Origin of the sequence: Vibrio sp. D54 (assembly GCF_021728075.1) — a bacterium.
Classification (GTDB): domain Bacteria; phylum Pseudomonadota; class Gammaproteobacteria; order Enterobacterales; family Vibrionaceae; genus Vibrio; species Vibrio alginolyticus.
In genome coordinates, this window is record NZ_JAKKCS010000023.1 from 1 (window position 1) to 23741 (window position 23741).

The 23741-nt window shown below is 44.0% G+C and carries 24 protein-coding genes; 3 read left to right on the top strand and 21 right to left on the bottom strand.

Features of this window, described 5'->3' with window-relative positions; all coding sequences use genetic code 11:
• Positions 1–85 precede the first annotated feature (85 nt).
• The 10 genes from L3V37_RS24210 to L3V37_RS21775 all read right to left on the bottom strand — a co-directional run bounded on the left by L3V37_RS24210 (position 86) and on the right by L3V37_RS21775 (position 5199).
• A complete protein-coding gene (locus L3V37_RS24210; protein ID WP_005457441.1) occupies positions 86–214 on the bottom strand; it encodes a hypothetical protein in 129 nt (42 codons plus the stop codon).
• A 123-nt stretch (positions 215–337) separates the two neighbouring features.
• Positions 338–1096, bottom strand: a complete 759-nt coding sequence (locus L3V37_RS21735; protein ID WP_029865688.1) for a hypothetical protein — start codon at positions 1094–1096, stop codon at positions 338–340.
• Positions 1068–1520 (bottom strand): hypothetical protein, encoded by a 453-nt coding sequence (locus L3V37_RS21740; RefSeq protein ID WP_237307090.1) that lies wholly within the window; start codon positions 1518–1520, stop codon positions 1068–1070. Before L3V37_RS21740 ends, L3V37_RS21735 begins: the two co-directional genes overlap by 29 nt.
• On the bottom strand, positions 1510–2043 hold the full coding sequence (locus tag L3V37_RS21745; RefSeq protein WP_237307092.1) for a hypothetical protein: 534 nt from the start codon (positions 2041–2043) through the stop codon (positions 1510–1512). The genes L3V37_RS21740 and L3V37_RS21745 overlap by 11 nt, the downstream gene beginning before the upstream one ends.
• Entirely contained in the window at positions 2036–2347 is a 312-nt protein-coding gene (locus L3V37_RS21750; RefSeq protein ID WP_237307094.1) for a hypothetical protein, read from the bottom strand. The genes L3V37_RS21745 and L3V37_RS21750 overlap by 8 nt, the downstream gene beginning before the upstream one ends.
• A 3-nt stretch (positions 2348–2350) precedes the next feature.
• Positions 2351–2506 carry a hypothetical protein gene (locus L3V37_RS21755; RefSeq protein ID WP_171822206.1) on the bottom strand — a complete coding sequence of 52 codons (156 nt, stop codon included), beginning with the start codon at positions 2504–2506 and terminating at the stop codon, positions 2351–2353.
• A gap of 58 nt (positions 2507–2564) precedes the next feature.
• Entirely contained in the window at positions 2565–4382 is a 1818-nt protein-coding gene (locus tag L3V37_RS21760; RefSeq protein WP_237307096.1) for a replication endonuclease, read from the bottom strand.
• Positions 4383–4394: 12 nt separating this feature from the next.
• Entirely contained in the window at positions 4395–4748 is a 354-nt protein-coding gene (locus L3V37_RS21765) for a hypothetical protein (protein WP_025627687.1), read from the bottom strand.
• 2 nt (positions 4749–4750) lie between these two features.
• Positions 4751–5011, bottom strand: a complete 261-nt coding sequence (locus tag L3V37_RS21770) for a hypothetical protein (RefSeq protein ID WP_025627686.1) — start codon at positions 5009–5011, stop codon at positions 4751–4753.
• Complete coding sequence (locus tag L3V37_RS21775) at positions 5008–5199, bottom strand: hypothetical protein (RefSeq protein ID WP_005455288.1); 192 nt, start codon at positions 5197–5199, stop codon at positions 5008–5010. Before L3V37_RS21775 ends, L3V37_RS21770 begins: the two co-directional genes overlap by 4 nt.
• A 147-nt stretch (positions 5200–5346) precedes the next feature.
• Between L3V37_RS21775 and L3V37_RS21780 the strand changes: the two genes are divergently transcribed.
• Positions 5347–5610 carry a helix-turn-helix transcriptional regulator gene (locus tag L3V37_RS21780; RefSeq protein WP_005390085.1) on the top strand — a complete coding sequence of 88 codons (264 nt, stop codon included), beginning with the start codon at positions 5347–5349 and terminating at the stop codon, positions 5608–5610.
• Positions 5611–6083: 473 nt separating this feature from the next.
• On the opposite strand, the gene L3V37_RS21785 is transcribed toward L3V37_RS21780, so the two are convergent.
• From L3V37_RS21785 to matP, 3 genes are all read right to left on the bottom strand, one after another.
• Entirely contained in the window at positions 6084–6407 is a 324-nt protein-coding gene (locus L3V37_RS21785) for a hypothetical protein (protein WP_237307099.1), read from the bottom strand.
• Between the two features lie 114 nt (positions 6408–6521).
• Positions 6522–6833: a DUF3634 family protein gene (locus L3V37_RS21790; RefSeq protein WP_005377468.1), complete on the bottom strand. Its 312-nt coding sequence runs from the start codon at positions 6831–6833 to the stop codon at positions 6522–6524.
• Between the two features lie 15 nt (positions 6834–6848).
• Positions 6849–7298: a macrodomain Ter protein MatP gene (matP, locus tag L3V37_RS21795; RefSeq protein WP_005396497.1), complete on the bottom strand. Its 450-nt coding sequence runs from the start codon at positions 7296–7298 to the stop codon at positions 6849–6851.
• Positions 7299–7508: 210 nt separating this feature from the next.
• On the opposite strand from matP, the gene L3V37_RS21800 reads away from it, so the two are divergent.
• Positions 7509–9149 (top strand): Lon protease family protein, encoded by a 1641-nt coding sequence (locus L3V37_RS21800; RefSeq protein WP_213971244.1) that lies wholly within the window; start codon positions 7509–7511, stop codon positions 9147–9149.
• Positions 9150–9219: 70 nt separating this feature from the next.
• Entirely contained in the window at positions 9220–9738 is a 519-nt protein-coding gene (gene fabA / locus L3V37_RS21805; protein WP_005390081.1) for a bifunctional 3-hydroxydecanoyl-ACP dehydratase/trans-2-decenoyl-ACP isomerase, read from the top strand.
• A gap of 140 nt (positions 9739–9878) precedes the next feature.
• On the opposite strand, the gene rmf is transcribed toward fabA, so the two are convergent.
• The 8 genes from rmf to L3V37_RS21845 all read right to left on the bottom strand — a co-directional run bounded on the left by rmf (position 9879) and on the right by L3V37_RS21845 (position 23617).
• Complete coding sequence (gene rmf / locus L3V37_RS21810) at positions 9879–10052, bottom strand: ribosome modulation factor (RefSeq protein WP_005377453.1); 174 nt, start codon at positions 10050–10052, stop codon at positions 9879–9881.
• Positions 10053–10233: 181 nt separating this feature from the next.
• Positions 10234–11967, bottom strand: coding sequence for a DUF3466 family protein (locus tag L3V37_RS21815; protein WP_237307100.1), 1734 nt, complete (start codon positions 11965–11967; stop codon positions 10234–10236).
• Between the two features lie 7 nt (positions 11968–11974).
• Positions 11975–13894: an ABC transporter ATP-binding protein gene (locus L3V37_RS21820; protein WP_005377449.1), complete on the bottom strand. Its 1920-nt coding sequence runs from the start codon at positions 13892–13894 to the stop codon at positions 11975–11977.
• Positions 13872–14114, bottom strand: a complete 243-nt coding sequence (locus L3V37_RS21825) for a glutaredoxin family protein (RefSeq protein ID WP_017821808.1) — start codon at positions 14112–14114, stop codon at positions 13872–13874. The genes L3V37_RS21820 and L3V37_RS21825 overlap by 23 nt, the downstream gene beginning before the upstream one ends.
• Positions 14115–14135: 21 nt before the next feature.
• Positions 14136–16256, bottom strand: a complete 2121-nt coding sequence (gene rlmKL, locus L3V37_RS21830; protein ID WP_151514802.1) for a bifunctional 23S rRNA (guanine(2069)-N(7))-methyltransferase RlmK/23S rRNA (guanine(2445)-N(2))-methyltransferase RlmL — start codon at positions 16254–16256, stop codon at positions 14136–14138.
• A 486-nt stretch (positions 16257–16742) separates the two neighbouring features.
• Positions 16743–17285: a cell division protein ZapC gene (locus L3V37_RS21835; protein ID WP_237307103.1), complete on the bottom strand. Its 543-nt coding sequence runs from the start codon at positions 17283–17285 to the stop codon at positions 16743–16745.
• Between the two features lie 168 nt (positions 17286–17453).
• Complete coding sequence (pyrD, locus tag L3V37_RS21840) at positions 17454–18464, bottom strand: quinone-dependent dihydroorotate dehydrogenase (RefSeq protein ID WP_017634281.1); 1011 nt, start codon at positions 18462–18464, stop codon at positions 17454–17456.
• Between the two features lie 311 nt (positions 18465–18775).
• A complete protein-coding gene (locus tag L3V37_RS21845; protein ID WP_237307104.1) occupies positions 18776–23617 on the bottom strand; it encodes an NAD-glutamate dehydrogenase in 4842 nt (1613 codons plus the stop codon).
• Positions 23618–23741: the final 124 nt, after the last annotated feature.

Genomic DNA, 23741 nt, shown 5'->3' on the forward strand with positions numbered 1-23741 from the left:
AAGGTGGCTTGGTTGCCCCAGTTCACACCCTCAACAGGGTCAAGCTCACGTGGACGCGGGTTAAAAGGTTGTTTTAGTGCTTCCATTAGAACCACCCATTTTCGCCGTTAAGAGTTTCACGCACTGGGTTCAGCACGCTGATGTTGTTGATAGCGGCAATCACGATGAGCGTGATAATCAGTGCCATCAGTAGGTTTTTGTGTTGCTGTTTCATGTTGTCCCTTTCGGTTGTACACGGTTAAAAAGTGATTTCATGAAACAGGGAAACGGACAGGCTTGGAAGTGAGAGCAACCTATAGGTTAAGTCGTTAACCTATAGGTTGAATGAGCGTTGAAATTAACGGTGAATGGTGCCCGTCAGACAGTTAAATGAGGACTTTTCTACATTGCCGATGCCATCACGAACCAATAGATATTCGGCAATCGGCTTACCAATTGCGGCTTTGTTGTGCTTAGCTGACTTCAAGCCCGCCAAGGTATCGACGCACAAGCCTTTTTTATCCGCGAGCCATCGTGCATCGGCCATCGAGTTCACCGCACCAATCCACCACACAGGCGATTGCTCGGTGACGGTCTTGGGCACTTCTTGCCCGCGTTGGAAAATCGAATGCAGCACAAGCCCATATTGACGCCCACCGCGCCACAATTCGCCCGCTTTGCCTTTGAGTTTGCCGGACGTCTCCACGCAGCTTGCAAGCTCTTCGATGATCACATGCAGTTGTTTAGCGTCGCCATTGCCCACCGCCCACACCGCGGCACTGAAGAACTCTAATTCTTCCGAGCAAGCCCCATCTTTAGGGATATACGCCAACTTGAACGACTTGCCGCGCTTACGTGCCATCACCAAAGCTTTGACGAACGCCACGCGAGAACTGGTTTCAAGGCATTGTTGGCCGCGGAATTTCGCCCCCGCATAGTTGCGGTAAGGGTCAAAAAAAACCGCTTGCGCGGCTTTTGGCACTAAACCTAAGTGCTTAACGGCGGAGGTTTTACCCCCGCCCGTGCCCGCCACATAGATGACATGCTCGGCATCGTGTGACGGATTGGAGTTGACCGGATTGGGGAATTTAAGCGGCGTCTTTTTCTTTTTGCTCACGCTGTTTTTCCTCCTCTATCGCTAATAGCTCTTTTTGGTATGCCATGGTTTTCTTGGCACTGTAGACCAGCGACAACACCGCCAAGCCAAGCACCGCTTCTTCCATGTAATTACCGAACATTGACGTGACCGTGTCACCATGCTTTTCAAGCACTGGCAACGCCGCATCAATCACCGCCGCTTTGCCTTTTTCGTCAAACTCAAAATCCACACCGGAAATAATCGTCGTGGCTTGCTCGGCAATGGTGAACAACACCGACAATGCGCCTTGAAACATCTCACCCGCGGGTTTGCTGTCGTCGTTGGCGGCTTCGGTTGGTAAGTCGGTTAACTCGCTGACTTCGGTTTGTTCCAATCCGCTGATAACCGCGGAGAAGTCGCCCCAATCGTCCATCTCTGGTTGGTTTTCAATTTCACCCTGCATTGATAGGCTCTCCCTGTTCGGTTGGCTGTTTGGTTGGCATCAGTTGACGGATTGCCCAAATCAACAAGGCGACAAACGCAATCCCCGCTAAGACTTTTTTCACCGGAAACGGCGGCTTTTTAACGGACATTGCTACGAGTTCGGGTTCGGTTGGTGACTCGGTTTCAACGCTTGGCGCGTTAACCTGTTCAATGACTTCAACGCTAGGCGTATCAATGCTTACAACGGTTTCAACCACTGGCTCAACCGTTGGCAATTCGGCGTCAATTGTGACAGCGTCACTCACTTCCAGTTGTTCAACCGAGTCAACCATGTTGGATTCCACAAAGGCGTTAATGCTCTTGCTCATTGGGCTGTTGCCACAGTTTGGGCACTTGTAATACAGCAGCCCTAAGTTGCGCCCGTTTTTGGTTGGTTCACCCTCGGCAATCAACTTGCCCTCACCGACACGATGCACGGTTGAAGCGGTATGACAAACGGGGCACGAAACGTGCCCACGAATTGGGTTTGGATGCTTACTCATCGGCGGTCGCCTCGACACTTTCCAATTGCTGAATGTTGTCTTGCACACAACCACGATACTTTTCACGCACCTTGTTATTGAGCTTGGTGAGCTGCTCGATTTGGTCGAACAGTGTCGGATTCAAACCAAACGCTTCAAGCGACAAGTTACCCGTCATGAGCATCTTGCTTGCACGCTTGATAATCGCGTTGGTGTCCATGTTTTTGAACTGACTCAGTTCGTTTTCCACGCTGGCGTTGAGTTTGTCGGCGGCATCGAGCGCGGCCATTGCTTGCTGACATTCTTTAAGGGATAGCATTTCCATTGTTTAAGCCTCGGCTAGTTCTTCATCGGTGTTCGGTTTTTTCTGAATCTGTTTGTTGACTTCTTTCATCCAGACCAGCAATAGACGCCAAAACACGCCGCCCTTGCTGCGCTTCACTTCGGCTTCCATTTCTTGGGTGATTTTGTCGATGGTGCTCATTGGGTTGTCCTTTTACCTAGTTGCTGAAATCGTTGTCGCAAGCAATATCCCAAACGGGTTAAATCAGTCGTAATGTGTTGTTTTGTAATTTGATTGAGCAGTATTGGTCGATGGAAACCGTCGCCCCATTCGCCAACGGCTCTAATAGGCATTTCACTCCCTCAAAGCTCCATCCGGTGAGCTTCTTCAACTCCGTAATGAGTGGGGAGTTACAGTTATTTTCAGTGCTCCAAGACGTCGCTCCGCGACTTTTTAAAAGACGCTTTACGTCTTTCGTTTGCACGAGCGAATAGCACTCGCTGGCGGTTTCGATGACTTGACCGCACCACTCAAAACCAATGATTTTTTTGATTGGCTCGCCGTAGTCGTTTTTGTTTTCTTTGTAAGCCAACTTCGCGCCCTTAGCTAACTGACAAAACAGCGCCCATTTGGATGAGTCTGCCGCTTGTCTCAGTTCTTCTAGCTGATCATCTTTCTGGGTTTGTTCGGCTGTCGCTCGGCGTAAACTGCGCCACAAAGACACAGGCTCACCGCCAAATTGCTGAAACTGGCGAATGCGGTGTACCGACGCCCAAGCGCGCACTTTAAATGCGCTTTCCTCGGCTTCGGTGTCTGGCATGTGTTTACCGTTGATGTTCTTCGAAACGTACTTGGCAATGTACGCCGTTGCGCCGCCCTTGCTTGGGTCGGCTTCTTTTACGTCAAAACGTGGCGTGATGTCGTCGCCCAGTTCTTCACGGTCTGGCGCAATCGCCTCACCGCGTAGAATACGAATGATGTTGGCTTTGTCTTTGTGAGAGCAAAACAAGAAATAGTGCGCGTGACTGGTTGCGTCTTTGTGTGGCTCGGCTACACGAAAACCAAAGTATTCAATCTCTAACTTTGCCAACTTAGCGCGAGCAAGTGACCATTGACGCATTAACTCGGCGTGTCCGTCTTTGACGCTTGAGCCATCCCACTTTGGAGAATTGCGGTGATAACGGCTTGGCAGTGTCCACGTAATGAAAAGCGCGGTGTATTCCAGTTCGTCGGCCAGTTCTTCAAAACCTCGTGAGCGAACCATCATTTCAATGCGGCGGTTCTCAGGGTTAGCAATGGTGCGCTTCGCCACTTCCTCTAATGGAAAGTGCTCGCCTGTTTCCTCGTTGTACACACTCATCGACTTCATGTACTTCTCGGATTCACGCTGCTTGCGCTTCCAGTTATTAAAGGAAATCTCTGACACGTATTTGCTTTGATGGCCTTTGTCACCCACACGGCTCATGGTGATTTGGGCGTACTCGATGTAGTCACCACGCAGACGCAGCAAACGACGTTCGACCCACTTTTCAGACTGCATTTTGAGTACCGCGGCTGTTAGCATTTGCTCTAACACTTCAACGTCTTTCGCGTTGAAATTCACGTAAGGCGGCTTAATGTGAATGGTCTTAAGTAACGCTTTTTGCTCAGAATAAACCGCGGCCAACGCCTCAACAAAAGAGGCGTAACCTTCGGCATTTAGGCTTGATAAAATCTCGGCGCATTGGTCGGCGTACTTCTCCGCGAACTTGGTCAGCGCGTCGTCACGCATCAAGATATTGTGCGTCAATGGCTCGCTATGCGCGCCCTTTCGACTGTCAACAAACGAGTAACGATTCTCGATATGGTGTGCGCACTTCAGGCCAAATTTCACCGCGTCTTTGGCGGTTTTAATCACGTTTTCACGTGTGGCGTTTTTGCGCTGTGTGCGCGCCTCTACTTTACGGCGCACATCGTTGCGAACTATCGCGGGTAAGCGTGGGAAGAATCGGCGTGAAAAGGCACTTTGATGAATGGCATCATTGGCGAACGTCTTGCCCGCCATTTTGATTTCTATGGCTTTGGTGTCGAAGTCCATGCATCCCCCTGATTAAAGGGAAGAATCCGCGCCCACTTGGGGCGCTTCATCTTGCTTGCGGATACGGTCAGCAACGCGCTCATTGTTGCGCTTAATTGCCTGATATAATTTATATACCCTTGCACTCGTTGACGCGGTGGTATTGAATTCAAAATTGCATAGACTGTTTGTATTCACTTCACTATAACGGCGCAAATTGAACGAATAAAACTCAAGGCTATCAATATAAAGCGCAAGTTCGGTGGCTTCTGGTGCGCCTAATGTTTCGACCAAACGACCAAAGGCATAGTGAATCGCAGGAGTGCTATTAGAGCGACGTGCGCCCCACATGTAAGAAAAGGCTTCACGAGCGGTTAACTTTTTCATGATTACGCCCCCTCAACTTGAGCCAATGACTCACCGTTATTTTGCGCGCCAAGCGTCGCCATACGTTGAGCCGTGGTAGTGATGTCAGTTAAGGTGTTGTTTTGTGCTTTGATGCAAGCGACAAGCGTCATCCCTTGGTAAAGCCAAAGAGAGGCTTCAACGGTTTCAAGTTCGAAACTGTCGAAGTAGATATGAGTTCCGTTGTCTTGTGATGCAACAAGTTGGCGCTGATTGCGGCGCGATTTCCAGATACTAAGATTCATGCTACAACCCCCTGACGAAACCGTGTAGGAATGTACGTCTGTTTCTTTTTAGGGAATTGCTCGGCGAACTTCTCGCGTAACTCTGCGATTTTACGCAGTGATTTAGCCGTTTTGATTGGGTCTGGATTTGCACACCCTGCCATATCAGGGCAAGGTAAGTGAATTGGGTTTGAGATTATACGTTCCATGTTCATAGCCTCCGCAAGCTGTCTCTTTTTTGAACATGGCAACCGTAAACGAATTATTTTAAACGTACAAACGAGTTAAACTACTGAAATAGCACGTAAGATGCTCTACAATTTAACAATCTTGTTTCTTTTTTAAACAGTTACTAAATGAACTACACAAACATACTTTTAGACAGAGTAAAAGCTAAGTACGAACTGGGCTCAGACTACAAACTAGCTCAGAAACTTGGCGTTGGTCGTAGTCGCGTAGCCCACTGGCGCGCAGGTAGCTGTTCTATGGATTGGGAAATAGCCTTTAAAATCGCTGACTTACTGGAACTAGACGATCAAAATTTGGTGTTCGGTTTGATAGATGATAAGTACAACAATCCCCGCTTAATCAATGCTTTACAAGCAGGCGCCCCCGTCTAACCTATATTAACCCTTTCACATATAATGCGCACCGAGGAGAGTGTAAACTCAAAGCAATAATGTCCGGTTTTAGACACTTTAAAATGTCATCCTAAGATTAACAACATTGTTGGCTTTTGAGGCTTTAACCGAGGTTCCTGTGGACTTGCAATCGCTAGTTTGGTTTGTGGTTATGCTTACGAAGCAAATCAAATCTCTTATTGAAAATTGATGCGCGCGTAGTCCTCGACTTACTGGCGTGCTCTTCCGTAAGTACCTGAATTAATCTATGTATGGTGATGATGGCCAACTCACTGAATTTGCCATTCAATGGCATCACGATTACTAACTTAAGTGCTACCAAACAAAAAAGCCTTTCATACTCGCCTCGTACAACAGCAAAAATCAGCTAAACGTTCTAATCGCTCCGCAACGAAATCTGCCAAAATCACGAGCTCAGTTCACTCGCTCTTAATTAAGGCGTTCTGAAACATTTATAAGCCTGTGGTTATATGGAGGCGAATGTACTTTTCGGGGTATTTGTAACGATAGCGTTTTCCTTTCTTCAAGTTGGACTTAACGTATCTACACACTTTTTGGTCACCACTACTGGTTACTCTTTTTATTACTGCGTTTTTACTTTTGTGCTCCATTTCTATCATGACCTCACAATAACCTTGATAGCCATCAAACTTATTGTCTACTTTCTTTTGAAGCTTAGTCTTAATCTTTTTAGCCAACAGGTTCGTTTCTGAATCGTCAGCAAAAACTGAATTACTTGCAAAGATCAATATCATTAAAGTTACAACGTATCTCATCGTTTTGGTCCGTTTATGTTGTTGATTGTTCGATGATAAGTAATTTTTCTATAGATACGAAAATGGGACGCCACATTGCGTCCCATTTAACATGATGAAGTAACTGATATGTAATTAAGCGCGCTTCTTGCCTTTGTTTGCTTTGAAGCCCTGGTGCGGAAAAACGTTACGAATCCTCTGTTGAACTTTTTTGGGAATGCCTTTGGAAAAGCTTAAGCGCATTCCTGTTCGTTGGCTATACACCTTCATTTCACCAGTAAACGGGTTATGCTCACTAATATCCTGTAAGTTGTGTTTGAAAGAAGGAGGTAGATGCCCTTTTACGTTACTAATATGGCCATTATCGAACTTTACTTTTAACACCGGCCTATCGACTGCGATCAACCAAAAGATCACGATGGCTGCAATTAAGATTACATATAACATTTGGCACTCCCTATCCTAGCTAGATAGCAATTTACTCAAATCCTCTTTAATTGAGGTAACTTTTTGACTCGCTTTTTCACTTCTCGACGCTTCGGAAAGCAAATATTCAATTGCGTCAGATAACGTACAACCAAGTTCATTCGCTCTACTAGAAAGCTTTTCCCAAACTCGGTAATCTAAATCAATGGATTTCTTCTTTGTATGGACTTGCTCTGCATTGAAGTGACGTTTCCGTTTCGCTCGGATAGCCTGCTTGAGTTTATTATCTAACTCTTCTGACATGTGGTTTTCTATCCAAGCCAAGACAAGTGTAGGCTCGTGTTCAAGGCGTTTTAGTTCTGCGACCGCTGCATCTGCTTCGCTTGTATCAATATGTCGGGTAATCGCTTCACCATCTTTCCATTTTTTGATGAGATACTTCCATTTCCACCCACATTCTAGATTCTCAAGCTGCTGATATTTCATTTGTTCCGACCCATAAACATAACCTAGTGACAGCGTAACCCAGATGGTTTACTTGGGCAAATAAAACTCTTAGAAGTATCGATGTTGATCACTCATTTGTCTAAGTATTGTTCATTGAGAGATGAATGCCGAGAGCAAACCAAATTGGTGCTAGGGTGTTATAGTCCGTTTCGTTATAATGTCGGCAAGATTGAATTACGATGAATTTTAATGAACCAACTTAATTGGCAAGACGTAACACCTTCACTTGAGCAGTACGAAGCACTTTTAAAGTCTGCACCTTCGTTACCAAAGAAGTCTTTTACTGAGCTCCAACCGAGAATGTCGGCAACGATATCTCGTTTTTCAAAAATTTCCGGATTGACGCGAGTACTACTCATTAACTGCGTAGATAATTCTGTATATAGAGAGTTCATCAGTAAAGCTCTTCAGAGCCAGTCTAACGCTGCGATAGTTTTGTCGGAATCACTTGATGCCAAACGTTTATTTGACCGTTACAGTGTTGATGTAAGTGGTGATATTGCCTTCCAACCTGGTTTAATTTCACAGGCAGATAACGGTTACTTAATAGTACCGGCTAATCTAATTTTGGCTAACCCAGGGCTTTGGCCAAATATAAAGTCTGCAATTCAACAAAACCTTATCGAGCCACTGAACCTAAGCCCTACTCGTTTACCTACTTCAGTACCGCAAGCTAAAGCTTATGATGTAAAACTGATTGTAACAGGAGAAAGAAGTCAGTTAGCAGAGCTAGAATACATCGATGAAGACTTCTGTTCTGGCTTTGCCATGTATACGGAAGTTGAAGAAGATATTCATCTGTCAGAGCAGAATTTGACAGATTACTTTGGTTTAGTGAACTGGATATGTTCTCAATATCAGCTGCCTCACTTAACTGAATGTGGTTTTAGAAGATTGTTGCTAGCCGGTATGAGATTTACTGAAGATCAACATTATCTGCCTTTAGGAGTAATGTGGCACTCTCAACTTCTAACGCTTGCTAGCCAGTTCAGTGATGGCCACGCATTAGATTACAAGTCGTTAGATAAAGCGATTGACGATAAGTATTACCGAGAATCTTACCTTCCTCAGCGTGCCGTGTACGATATTTTAGATGGCCAAGTCATCATTGAGACAACTGGGGAACAAGTTGGTCAAATCAATGGCCTAACCGTTATTGATATGGCTGGGCACCCTGTCAGCTATGGTGAGCCTGCACGAATATCTTGTGTAATTCATTTTGGTGATGGCGATGTTTCCGATGTTGAGCGCAAAGCTGAGCTTGGAGGCAATCTACATGCAAAAGGCATGATGATTATGCAAGCTTTCTTGAGCTCTGCTCTGAAACTGGATGAACCACTGCCTTACTCAGCCTCCATCGTATTTGAACAGTCTTATAGTGAAGTTGATGGTGACAGCGCATCTCTTGCAGAACTTTGTTGCTTGGTGAGTGCTTTATCTGAATCTCCAATTAATCAACAAGTTGCGGTTACAGGAGCTGTTGATCAGTTTGGTCGAGTGCAAGCCGTCGGTGGCTTGAACGAAAAAATTGAAGGCTTTTATCAGGTTTGTAAACATCAAGGTTTTACAGGAAATCAAGGTGTTGTGATGCCAAAATCAAACCTTAAACACCTTGCATTACATAAAGATGTAATAGAAAGCATTAAAAATGGTGAGTTCCATATTTGGTCCGTTTCTACCGTAGATGAAGCTATTCCGATTGTAATGAATAAACCTTTTAGAGGTGAAGACGATAGCATTATTGGCAAAATAGCGGAACGTATTGAAAACTTTGAAAGACATGAGCATCCAGAAGGAATTGTGCAGCGCATCAAAAACTGGTTTGTCTAGTACTGATCGGAGTTGTTTAGCGTACACGTGTTCACTAAGATGCAGCTATCAAAAATTGGAGTAATTGATAATGCAAAACAAACGTGATTCTTATAACCGTGACGATCTACTTGCTTCTAGCCAAGGCGAACTGTTTGGGCCTGGTTACCCTCAGCTTCCTGCGCCAAACATGCTAATGATGGATCGTGTTACTAAAATGTCTGAGACTGAAGGCGATTTTGGTAAAGGTTTGATCTTGGCGGAATTGGATATTACTCCAGATTTGTGGTTCTTTGACTGCCACTTCCCTGGCGACCCTGTAATGCCGGGTTGTCTTGGCCTTGATGCGATGTGGCAACTTGTTGGTTTCTTCCTTGGCTGGGTTGGTGGCAAAGGAAAAGGTCGTGCTCTGGGTGTTGGCGAAGTGAAGTTTACAGGTCAGATCCTGCCAACAGCGAAAAAAGTGACGTACGAAATCCACATGAAACGCGTTGTAAACCGTAAGCTTGTGATGGGTTTGGCTGACGGTCGTGTATGTGTGGACGGCAAAGAAATCTACGTAGCAAAAGATTTGAAAGTTGGCTTGTTCCAAGACACTTCAAGCTTCTAATCACGATTTTAATCGATTTATTAAGGCTCCTAGTTAGGAGCCTTTTTGTTATCGAGTGTTAACCTACTTCCCTATGTCCCTATAATGTAGAAAAGGCTCCGTAGAGCCCTTTCGAATCCTTCTTTTTGTATGTGGAGAGTTTATTTGTAGAGACCAGATTGTCTTTCATCTCTGGCATCACGCCAACCACCTAACCAATACGACCGAGCATCAACTTGTTGATATGGGCAAGCCTCTTGAGACCTTCCATTCAATCCAGCTTTGTAGCCTTGAGATTGAGCTCGTTCTAGGCGATCACGCTTTTGTCTCTTCATAGTTAATTCCTCATACAGGTCCATTTACTAACGTACAGCTGTTATTGTGAAACTTTGATGGAGTTTTTATGACTCCACTTATAAGAATCGATCAAAGTAGGCAATTTCTCAAGGCATAAAAAAAGCAGAGACTCAAATGTGTGAGCCTCTGCTTGATTTAAAAATTACTGACGATTTTTAACTATTTTCTACGGAACCCAAACAATCCAAGCATGGTCAAAGCTAACCAACCAAGGCCTGCACCTTGACGCTCTGTCGTCGTTGAGTCAATGCTTCGAGATACGATGTCGTCCTTAGTTGCGTCAGCAATAGGTACTAGTTTGACTGCTACAATTTGCTCTTCAGAGCTACATGTCGCATTGTTTGCTGTTGTACTATAACCACCTGCACATTTCATAGCAGTACCAGAGATCACACCTGCATCATTGATATCAGTTGCGTCGATAATACGGAACTGATTGTTTTGTTCAGAGTAATCACCGCCGTTAGTCAAACTGTCTAGGAACCAAGCTTTTCCATTGAATAATGTTGCAGCACGTTCACTAGTCTCGCCACCTACGCTATATGGATAGATAAAACCGCGCTTACGACGTGGCTTGCCATCGTCTTCACGAGTCGTTTCTGCATCAAGTTGCCCGACGATTTCATTGTAAGAGTTGATACCGCCCATCTTACCGCCCGCACCGCTAAAGAAAATGCCAGTAGTTGGGTAAAAAGCGCTAATAGAATCCTTACGAACATCATCTACGATAAAGAGACGATTCGGAGCAGAGCCCGTTGGCATTAAGTATCCGCCCGAACGTTTCGCTTCACCAATAGCAACAAAATTAGAGTTAACGTCGGTTAAGCGTGAGTTTGTATGAACCGTATCATCACCTTCGCGCTGTCTAGCTCCTACAACAACTTTATTTTTCCAAGTTGCGTTTTCAACGCTACCTTCGGCTTCTAGAGTTCCGACAAAAACAGTCGCATTCAGGTAGTTATCATCACTGTAAGTGTTGTAACCTACGCCATAGACCGTTGTTCCATCAGTGACAAGGTCACGCATGCTCCCTTGAGCTAACCTTTCTCCATCTTTAGATGTGCCACTAGGCCAAGCCAATTCACTGACGGTTCCGCTTTTATCCCAAATCGCTGCTTTTGATGTGTGGTGAGATCCATTGGTATTGCTTGCTGTTCGAGAAACACTGCCAACAGTAAAAATGCCGTCTGTGCTCCAAGCATGGCTTTGCACAACACTTGCGTCACTATCGCCAGTAAGAATATTTGGCTCTACTGGTGCAACTACGGTATTTCGTGTTTCTAATGTAGAAGTATTTTCTGTGCTAACTTTACTCTGATTACCGACAGCTGCACCACCCTCGGTAAGCTGGTTGATAACATTGTTATATTCATTTTTATAAGCAGCAGAATCTTCTTCTATGAACGCTAACGCATTAGAAGTAAAGTCTTTACTACGTTCTTTATTCCACGGCGTCCAGTTTACTGAAGCCCATGAGTCACAGGTGGAATAGCGAAGCTGGTTGTAACAGTAACGCTCAAAGTCTTTGAGTTCTTGGATGTAATAAAAGCCAGCGTCTAATCCGAATGGGATTTCTTCACGATAGCTGTTCCCATCCACGGCTTGTGTCGCTGAAATCGGCGTAGTGCGAGTTTCCATTGCAAGTTTAAACTGCTCTGGCGTGCAGTTTGCTGCTGCATCAAAGCAGCCTAAAGCGAAAGGTGAACCTGTTGAAGGATCTGTACCTGCATCGCCCTGTTGAATTGCAACCCCGTAAGCCGTTTGGTAGTCACCGTTTGAACCATGATCCTGAGGTGAAACCTCAACAACTTGATACAATGCCGCCTGTGCGTTCATTGTGGTACCAACCATCATTGCAATGGCGGTCAATTTGAATTTATTACTACAATTCATTGAATTCTTAACTATCCTGTTGCATTGCTTCGAGTTCTTCCCATCTCTCGAATGCGATTTCCAACTCCTGCTCTAGTGCAGCAAGCTGTTCCAATACCGGCTGAGTTTGCTCTACAGGTTTAGCAAAGAACTCTGGATCGTTCACTTGCTCCTGAAGGCTCTCGATATCCGACTCTAATTGTTCAAGTTTAGCTGGTAGAGCCTCTAATTCTCTTTGCAGCTTATACGATAACTTCTTCGAATTGTTCTTAGGTTGCGTAGTTTTGGGAGTTTCCTCAACCACTTTCTCTTTCTTCGTTGGTTTTTCAACCTGACTGCGCGAAGCAAGAACTTGGTCACGCTGCTGTTTAGCATCATGATAACCACCAACGAACTCTTCGATTATACCGTTACCCTCAAAAATCCAGCTGGTTGTTACTGTGTTGTCTACGAACTCACGGTCGTGACTCACTAACAATAATGTACCCTGATAATTGGCAAGCATTTCTTCTAAAAGTTCCAACGTTTCGATATCCAAATCGTTAGTTGGTTCATCAAGAATAAGTAAGTTGTTTGGTTTCAACAAGATACGGGCTAGCAATAATCGGTTTTTCTCACCACCAGAAAGTGCCTTAACCGGGGTTCTGGCGCGCTTAGGTGCAAATAAGAAGTCTTGAAGATAACTCAGCGCATGACGCTGACGTCCCCCAACCATTACTTCTTGTTTCCCATCCGCTAAGTTATCGATCACTGTCTTTTCTGGATCCAAAATCTCTCGGTACTGATCAAAGTACGCGACTTCTAATTTTGTTCCGCAGTGTAAACGACCAGACTGCGCTTCCAATTGCCCTAGTAGCAATTTAAGTACCGTACTCTTACCGCAGCCATTTGGTCCGATAAGTGCAATACGGTCACCACGCATGATGTTAAAGCTAAAGTCGTCGACAATTGTCTTGCCTTCGTAAGCAAAAGATACATTTTCTGCTTCAAATACAATCTTACCTGAACGAGAAGCATCATCGATGTTTAGGTTAACTTTACCTTGAACTTCACGACGGTCACGACGCTCTTCACGAAGCTTTTTAAGGGCTCGAACACGGCCTTCATTACGAGTACGACGTGCTTTAATGCCTTGACGAATCCACACTTCTTCCTGAGCTAGTTTCTTATCGAACTCAGCATTTTGCATTTCTTCGACGCGAAGCATTTCTTCTTTGTCATTTAAATACTGTTCGTAATTACCAGGGAAAGAAGCTAATTGACCGCGATCTAAGTCGACGATGCGTGTCGCCATCGACTTGATGAATGCACGGTCGTGAGAAATAAAGATGATCGAGCCTTTGAAGTCTTTTAAGAAGTTCTCTAACCATTCGATCGTTGTCACATCGAGATGGTTTGTTGGTTCATCAAGAAGCAATACATCAGGATCACAAACCAGCGCACGAGCTAAAGCAGCTTTACGTTGCCAGCCACCGGATAGATCGGTCAGTTTGGTTTCTGGGCTTAGTTTTAAAGCGCCAAGTACGTTCTTAACACGGTCATCAAAGCGCCAAGCGTTAGAATGATCAAGTTGCTCTTGAACTTTCGCCAAACGGTTAATGTTCTTCTCACTTGGGTCTTGAGCAACAAGATCGAGAAGATCGTGATAGATCTTCAATTGTTCGCCGATTTCAGCCAAACCGCCAGATACGTATTCGTAAACCGTACCCTCTTGATTGCGCGGTGGATCTTGTTCAAGCCGAGAAACTACTACGTCTTGAGTTATTTGAATCTTGCCATCATCCAACAAAATGTCGCCGGCAAGCACTTTCATTAACGTGGACTTACCTGCTCCGTTACGACCAACTAAACAAACGCGTTCGTTTTCTTGAAGAGCGAACTCCGCTTTATCTAGCAATGGGTGGTCACCAAATGCAAGTTGTGCGTTATGAATGGTAAGTAATGCCATTATTATCCAACCAATGTGTGAGTTGTTCTAAGTCAAACGGCCAGTTCAACTCAGAATCTTGATATTTTAAGACGGGTATTGTGACGCCGTAACGAGAAAATAGTACATCATCGAACGCAATATCGATGATATCTGTTTGCTCGGCCAAACCGACTTGGTCTACTAGAGCAAATGCCATCTCACAAAGATGGCATCCCTCCGTGCTATACAATATCAGCACGTATTAATCCTTTTGTTTATACTACGCGTGCGTTACTAGCCAACAGTTATGAATCTGTTTATTACGCGCAAAATCTAATGGTAACGTTTGAGAAGAAATATTCTGAGCCTTCAAACCCAATTCAGCGAGTGATTCTTCATCCATCTTGAAGTGACGTTTGTTATTTGAAAATACGATTGTGCCTTCACTTCTCAGTAAACGTTTGAGGTTCTTCATTAGCTTAATGTGGTCACGTTGTACATCGAATGATGTTTCCATACGCTTAGAGTTAGAGAACGTAGGTGGGTCAATAAAGATCAAGTCGTACTCACCTTTTGCGTTTTCTAGCCATTGCAAACAGTCCGCTTGTTCATATTTATGTTGGCGCCCTACACAGCCATTAAGCTGCATATTGTCTTTCGCCCAGTTCAAGTAGGTGTTTGACATATCGACAGTTGTAGTGGAACGCGCACCACCAACTGCAGCGTGCACTGTTGCACTACCAGTGTAAGCAAACAAGTTAAGGAAATCTTTACCCTGTGCCATTTCGCCAAGACGACGACGAGTGATCTTATGATCCAAGAACAGGCCTGTGTCTAGGTAGTCATGAAGGTTCACGATCAGCTTCACACCGTACTCGTTTACTTCGAGCGTCTCTGATACCTGACCTAATTTTTGGTACTGGCTTCGACCTTTCTGCTTCTCACGAACTTTCAGTACAACTTTGTTCGCTTCGACACCGGTCACCTGAATCGTCGCACGGATAATGTCCGTTAGACGACGCTTGGCTTTTTCTTCAGGGATGTTCTTAGGTGCTGCGTACTCTTGAATCACAATTTGATCGCCGTACACGTCGATCGCTACGTTATATTCTGGAAGGTCTGCATCGTAGATACGGTAGCAGTCTAGTTTCTCTTTACGCGCCCACTTGCCAATCTTGCCAATGTTTTTCTTCAAACGGTTTGAGAAGTCTGGTGCGATTTGAACGTTAGTATCTGCACCTTTAACTTCATCAGCGCTGCGCTCGGCAATGCTGTAGTTCTTTTGGTGACACGGTAACGCACCATTGTTCAATTTAAACTGTTTATCAGCGCGCATACGAAGGCAACTCAAGAGCTCGTCTGAGCTAGAGAAGATAGATGCTTTACATCCGCCAAACTCAGATTTTAGCTGTCCACCGAATGCGGTATAGAGCGCAATCAGCCCCGGCTCAGTTCCTAGACGCTCACCGTAAGGTGGGTTTGAAACGATAACACCGTGTTCAAATCCTGCGGGACGAGTAATAGTTGCAGCATCACCTTGCGCAAACTCAATCAACTCTTCAACACCTGCTCTGCGGGCGTTTTCTTGAGCAACTTTTAATACTTTGGGGTCGTTATCGAATCCAAAAAACTTAGCGTCAACTTTCTTGACACCTCGTCTAGCTTGAACATTAGCCTCTGATTTAATCTCAGCCCAGGTCTCCGGTTCAAAGTCTTCCAAAACTTCGAAGCCCCATTGTTTGCGCTTAACGCCAGGTGCCATGTTGGCTGCCATCATTGCCGCTTCAATAAGCAAAGTACCAGAACCACACATTGGATCGAGTAATGGTTGATGCCCATCCCAGCCACAACGCATGATAATCGCAGAAGCAAGCGTTTCACGTAATGGCGCACGACCCGATTCTGGTCGATAACCACGCTGATGAAGACCACTACCTACCATGTCTATCCCAAGCAACGCTTTATCTTTATGCAAACGAACGTGAATACGAATATCTGGGCGTTCTTTGCTGATATTAGGACGTGGCAAGCCTTTATTCTCAAAGCAATCTACGATGCCATCTTTGACCTTCATAGCCCCGTATTGGCTATTTCTAATCTCACGGTTTGTGCCGTTAAAGTCCACAACAAAGCGTTTAGAGCTATGAAATTGGTTAACCCAGTTAATAGTGGAAGTGGATAGATACAAGTCCATGTCGTTGTTACACGTGAACTCAGATAAAACACGTACAAATCGAGACGCTAAACGGCTCCACAAACAACAGCGATAAACCTGTTCGTTTGTCGCTTTAAATTTTACGCCTGCCTGTACTGGTTTCGCATTTTCAATGCCTAGTTTAGTCAGTTCTTCAACAAGCAAATTTTCCATGCCATTTGAAGTTACCGCGAGATATTGATTCATAGTGTTCTTTCGCTGATAAAAAATGGCTTCAATTATACCTGACTTTACGATCAATGCCTCGTTTTTAAAGGTATTTTCCCACCCGTTAGTTCAAATCATCACCACTCAAATGATCTAAAACTTTCAACATCTTTAGTTTGAATGTTTTTCATTCATAAACGTATTTTGTTTCCTTTAGAAGAAGTGAATACTTATTTACATGCATTTTGGTATACACCAGCCTAAGTTGATTGATGTAAATTACTTACAAATACCCTTTATAGGGGAATAAATAGGGTTGTTTTAGGCGATAGGTTGCCTAATTAAAGGAGTAATCAAATTGAAATAAGTAAAATAAAAGTGACCAGCTTCATGTTTGCATGCATAGAAAACAAACAGTTTCATGGTCTTTCGGATTGGAGTGTCAGAGGAGAGGACAAAAAAAATCGACCCAATAAGGTCGATTAAGGCAAACAAAGGAACGAAATAAAGAAAAATTAAACCGCTTTAACCCACCATTGCCATAGGGGTCATTGCAAAGAGGTGGTTTGCACAAGCCATGCGATCATGCATTACTTTAATCGGCTGCCCAAATTGAAGCGCCTTATTGCCATCAAGAACAAAGGCTTCTTGGTTACCATAAGCACATAAGCTCGATGTTTCGCCTGGTTCTAAAACGATGAACATACCATCAGAATATTGATTTGTGAGGAAGACCATGTCCCCTTCTTGAGGTTCATAATCAGAGGACTGTGCATCGAAGAACCAGCTCTTAGGCTGTACAGGTTTATGAAAACGCTTTGCAGCAACACAATACAGTGTTAATTCAGCTTGGCGATATTCACTGATATCGAGACAGCGAATGCGCTCATTAAACGTTTGAAATGCGCTGGCGTCATCAACGGTAAATTCACTGTTTGAGAAGGCACAGTTAACCAACAATTTTCGGGATAGATTGGTTTGGAAAATCATTTCCTCCCCCAGATCCAGCATTAAGCAAGCTTTTTGCTCGTCAAAATACCAATTCCATTTGTCGCTGGGTTTAAGCATTATTCCGTTCTCTCTTGACTAGTTAAATCAGTGGTAAAGAGGTAAGACGCTTAATTACCTACTCGTGATTTTTAAATTCTACAAACGAACGGATAAAAAAAAAGAGGAAACAAAATCCTCTTTTTTATGTAACAGGTACTGATTTTTCAGTAGTTTTTGATGTATATGTTAAAGATTTTTAACAATATCACGTACGAGACCTGGGCCGTGGTAAATAAAGCCAGTGTAGACTTGAACAAGTTTAGCGCCTGCCATGATCTTTTCTTTGGCTGCAACATAGGAATCTACACCACCAACACCGATAATTGGAAGTTTGTCTCCAAGCTCTTCATGAAGCTTACGTACGACCTCCGTAGAGCGTGATTGCACAGGGCGACCACTCAAGCCACCTGCCTCATTGGCGTGTTTCATCCCTTCTACGATCGTGCGATCCAAAGTTGTGTTAGTCGCGATCACACCATCTATATTGTTTTTCAATAAAGAATCGCAGATTTGGCAGATTTCATCGTCGCTTAAATCTGGCGCAATCTTTAATGCTAACGGGACATACTTGTTGTACTTCTCTGATAACTCCGCTTGTTTCGCTTTTAATTCGGAAAGCAGTTCATCAAGCGCTTCACCATATTGAAGTGAACGAAGACCTGGAGTGTTTGGCGATGAGATGTTTACTGCAATATAGCCAGCATACTCATACACTTTTTCCATACAAATCAGGTAGTCCTCTGCCCCTTTCTCAATTGGCGTATCTTTATTTTTACCGATATTAATTCCGAGAACACAATTGAATTTTGCTCGTTTAACATTCTCGATCAAATTATCAACGCCTAGGTTATTAAAGCCCATGCGGTTGATGATCCCTTCTGCTTCCACTAAACGGAATAAGCGTGGTTTATCATTACCTGGTTGTGGTCGTGGCGTTACAGTGCCGACTTCGACAAAGCCAAAGCCCATGGCATCAAATGCTTCAATACATTCGCCGTTTTTATCTAAACCAGCCGCAAGACCAACAGGGTTACGGAATGTTAGCCCCATACACTCTACTGGACGAGTTGGTAACTGTTGGCGGTAAAAGAGATCAAGTGGTGTGCCGTTAAAACGTTGGAAGTTCTTGATTGCAAGATCATGTGCCTTCTCGGCATCGAGTTGGAAAAAGCCAGTTCTGGCTAGACGGTAAAGCATTGTGCCTCCGAAAGAATAAAGCCCCGTATAAACGGGACAATATTATTTACCGTTTTTCATCGTAATTCAATGAAAATGAACGTAATAAGTAAAAACCTATATCTTTATAAGATTTTCAAATATAAAACAAACAATTACAATCAAGTTTCTGCGATAAAAATCGTAACTAACCGCTTAAAAGCAATCGATTTCACTCTGTTTTAATTTCAACTTAATGTGACAATGTAACTATTCTCGTTCCAAATGTGAATAATAGATAATAAAAAGCCCCGTTAAATAACGAGGCTTTTACTTATGACTTGATTATTCCACTACTCTTTCGATGAGCAGTTGAGGTTTAAAAGTACTAGCTCTCGAAGTGCTACAGAGAACTTAGCAAATTCGTGTACTGAGCCAACTTTGAACTCGTTTAAGATACTCTCCCAGCGGTGCAACGATTGCTCGTTAGTTTCAATCCAATCTTCTAACGCAGCCATCACGTCAAGCTCTTCGGTTGAGCAGCCACAATTCAGTACCTGAGCGGTAAGTTGACGTTGTTGCCAGTCCAGATCTTCACGGAATGCCGCTCTTGCAAGTGCTTGCCAGTTATTATCAACGGCTTGGCTATTAATTTGCTTCAAGAACCAATGCAACGATAAACGGTCACCCAAATTAAAGTAGAGTTTCGATGCTTGCTCAACCGTTTTACCTGTTTCACTTGCTACTGATGAAATATCCAGTGCAGATTGTAAGCTTGATAAACGGGCAACTTGGTGAGCGAGTTTCTCTTCAACACCTTTCTCTATCCAACCTTGAGCCAACTCATTGTGCTCTTCAACTTCAGACTCAACTAACATAGTGTCTAGGGTTTCAGTGATAACATTGACATCTTGCTTGTAGATAGCAATCAACTCACCGACCGTGCATTTGCCGCTACGGTTACGAAGCAACCAGCGTGCAATTCGACGCAGTGCTCGGCGCACGTAAAACATAATTTCGTATTGAGCTTGCGCTGTCGCAACGTTATCAAGTTTGCGAGTTTGCTTGAGGATTGCTTCTAAATCAAAGATTTCTCTAGCCGCACTGTAAGCGTTGGCAATATCGACAACACTTGCACCAGTTTCTTCTTGCAAACGAGTAACGAAGTTACAGCCCATTTCATTAACCATCTGGTTAGCCAATGCTGTAGCGATAATTTCAGCTCGCAGTGGGTGATTAACCATTTGATCTTTATAGTTACGTCGTAACGCACTTGGGAAATATTCAACAAGTTGTTTTGCATGGAATTCATCATTTGCGATTTCATCCGTAACAAGTTGCTGTTTAAGTACCATTTTACCGTAGGCAACTAACACTGATAGCTCAGGGCGAGTCAGACCTAGTCCCTGTTTTTCACGCTCGATTAGCGTTTCATCATCAGGAATGTATTCGAGAGCACGGTCCAAGTACCCTGCTTTCTCCATAGTGTGGATGAATCGAATTTGCTCCTTAACAATGCCAACACCTTGCTGTTCAGTAACAGAGATCGACTCCGACTGACGGTAAGCATCATCCAAGACAATTTCACCCACTTCGTCTTCCATAGACTCTAGAATTTGGTTACGTTGCTTAACCGTAAGATCGCCATTTGAAACCAGTCCATTGAGGAAGATCTTGATGTTGACTTCATTATCCGAACAGTCAACGCCACCTACGTTATCAACGAAGTCCGTGTTCACTCGACCGCCAGTTAGTGCGTATTCGATACGACCAAGCTGAGTCATACCCAAGTTACCACCTTCGCCAACCACTTTGGCTCTTAAGTCACGGCCGTCAATGCGCAGCATGTCGTTAGCACGGTCACCAACATCTGTATGAGTTTCTGTCGATGATTTAACGTAAGTGCCGATACCACCATTCCAAAGAAGATCGACTTTCATTTTCAAGATCATCTTTATCAGATCGTTAGGCGCTAAAGATGCTTTCTTCGTACCTAACATTTTCTGAATTTCTGGCGTCAACTGGATCGATTTTGATCGACGAGAGAAGATGCCACCACCTTGAGAGATCAAGTCTTTGTTGTAATCTTCCCAGCTTGATCTTGGCAAATTAAACAAGCGGTTACGCTCTTCCCAGCTGCTGGCTGAATCTGGATTTGGATCAATAAAGATGTGCATGTGGTTAAACGCAGCTTGCAATCGAATATGCTTCGATAACAGCATACCGTTACCGAACACGTCACCTGCCATATCACCTACACCGATTGCAGTAAAATCAGTGGTCTGACAGTTGATGCCCATTTCACGGAAATGACGCTTAACAGATTCCCAACCACCTTTTGCGGTGATACCCATTGCTTTGTGATCGTAACCGTTTGAACCACCTGAAGCGAATGCGTCACCTAGCCAGAAGTTGTATTCTGCAGAAACAGAGTTTGCCAAATCTGAGAAGGTTGCTGTGCCTTTATCGGCAGCCACTACTAGATATGGGTCATCTTCATCGTGACGAACAACGTTTTGTGGTGGTACCACCTCTCCTTCAATGATGTTATCTGACACATCTAGCAGTGCACGGATAAAGCGTTTGTAACAACGCTGACCTTCCGCAAAAATTTCATCACGAGTGGTGAGAGATGGCTGGCGTTTACAAACGAAGCCGCCTTTTGCACCCACTGGTACAATTACAGTGTTCTTAACCTGTTGCGCTTTTACTAAGCCAAGAATCTCCGTACGGAAGTCTTCTTGACGATCTGACCAACGCAAACCACCACGAGCCACTTTTCCACCACGAAGGTGAACACCTTCAATATCTGGTGCGTAAACAAAGATCTCGAATGCAGGTACAGGCTGCGGAATCTCAGGAATATCGCTTGGCTTCATTTTCAAAGATAACCAAGGCTTAGGCTGCTTATTCTCGTCTACTTGGTAGTAGTTGGTACGAAGCGTCGCCATGATCATTTCAATATAACGACGAATAATACGATCATCATCCAAGCTCTCTACACGATCCAACTGCTCTGTTAGCTTTTTAATTAGATCGTTTTGGCCTTTCTCGCTGCCTTTGTGTTTCGGATCAAATCGCTTGGTGAACAGCTTGACTAGACCTGTCGCTAAGTCTGGGTAGTGGCTTAGCGTGTCTTCGATGTACTGCTGACTGAATGGGAAGCCTACTTGGCGCATGTATCGTGCGTAAGCACGAAGAATGGAAATCTCACGGCCAGATAACGACGCACCTAATAACAATCGGTTGAAACCATCACTTTCAAGATTACCCGCCCAAATGGCAGCAAATGCTTGTTGGAAACGATCACGAGCTTCACGAAGGTCAACGGTTTTCTCGCTCTTATGCAGCATAGAGAAGTCAAGGATCCAGAAAGTCTGCCCGTTGTTTTTCTCGATCTCATATGGCGATTCGCCAATCACACGCAAACCAAGGTTTTCCAACATCGGCATTACGTCAGAAAGGTGAATTGGTTCATCGCGATGGTATAACTTTAAGCGGACAGCTTTGGAATCTGCACCCTCTTCTTGAGGTCGGTAGAACAACATGCCAAGTTTATTATCATCACTTAACGCTTCTAAGCGCTCGATATCTGCAACCGCAGAACCTGGCATCATGTCCTCTTTGTATGAGCGAGGGAACGCACTCATATATTCTTTTGAAAGAGGAAGGCCTTTGCTTTCACCAAAGTTAGCAATGATGGATTCTTTTAGTCTGTCATCCCAAGAGGTAGAAACTTCCATTAGATTTTGCTCGATCTTTTTCACGTCTACGTCAATGTTGTTATTGTCTACACGAACAATGTAATGTGTTCTCGCTAGTGGGCTTTCTGAGAAGTACGTTGTAAATTCAACCTCTTGCTCGCAACCAAAGTACTGCTTAAGAATGCGTTGAGTTTGACGACGCAATTCTGTGTTGTAACGATCTTTAGTGACATAAACCATGCAACTGAAGAAACGACCAAATGGGTCTTTACGAACAAACAAACGCAGCAAGTCACGATCTTGCATTTGTACAACACCCATTCCCACCTCAAGCAGCTCTTCTTCATTAGCTTGAAGCAACTCGTCGCGTGGGTAGTTTTCTAAGATATTGTGCAATGCTTTGTATGAGTATGATCCGTGACGGTATCCACTTGCTTCAAGGATACGGTCAACTTTTTCACGGATCAGAGGAATACTTTGTACCGCTTGGTTGTAAACGGCGGAGGTATATAAACCAGTAAAGCGATGCTCACCTATTACTTTACCGTTTTCATCAAACTTCTTAATACCGATGTAATCAGTATAAGCCGGACGGTGGATACGAGATGCTTTGTTACCTTTGGTGATGATCAGAGCGTATGGTTTTTTCGCTTCTAATCGCGCTGAATCTGATAATTCAGAGAGCTTGACGCTACGCACGCGCTTGTCATCAGCAAACAGACCTAGTCCTTTTTCTTTAGCAGGAACAAGTTCGGTATCACCATTGACCTCTTTTAAGTCATAATCTTTATAACCCATAAAGGTAAAGTTATGATCTTCTAGCCAACGAAGAAATGCGATCGTTTCATCCATACGATCAGTTTGGATAGAAACACGATCTTTATTTTTCTCAAGTTCATCAGTAACAAACTTAAGCTTATCAACCATCTGCTTCCAGTCATCAACGACTAAGCGAGTATCAGATAGAATTCTTAACAGCTCTTCTTTAAGCGCTTGCATCTCGTCTTTACTAGTAAGGCGGTCTACCTCTATGTGGAAAAGTGATTGAAGAACACCACCCTCACCGTTTACGTCTGTAACTTGGCCTTTTTTATCACGCTGAATCTGTGTTGGGTTATTCAACATTAGGTGACAAACAAGATCCAAACGTGCTAAAGCCATTTTGACTGAGTCCACTAAGAATGGACTATCTGGAACAACAATTTCTACGATTGTGTGTGTGGATTGCCAGCCTTGACGACTTACGGTCGGGTTAAATACTCGAACCGAAATCTCTTCTGGTTTTTTTTCATTGATATGGTGCCAAAGGCTAACGACAGCACCATAAAGGTCGGATTCGTTTCGCTGAATTAGATCATCATCAGCAATGTTACTGAATAAGTGTTGAGCAAGTTTAGTTACAAGCGTTTGGTGAGAAAGCTCGAGTTTGTCTTGAATCAGTTGGTAAACCTTTTCAAGCAGAACCGGCACTACATTTTCACGCGCGGTCATATTCACACTCCACATTAGAATTGTTGTTTTGTAGGGGGACTTAGTAGCTAGGTTGTTACCTTAGAAACTAAGCATAGGTAATGCATGTGCCCATTGTAAAAGCATAATTACAAATGTTTAACAA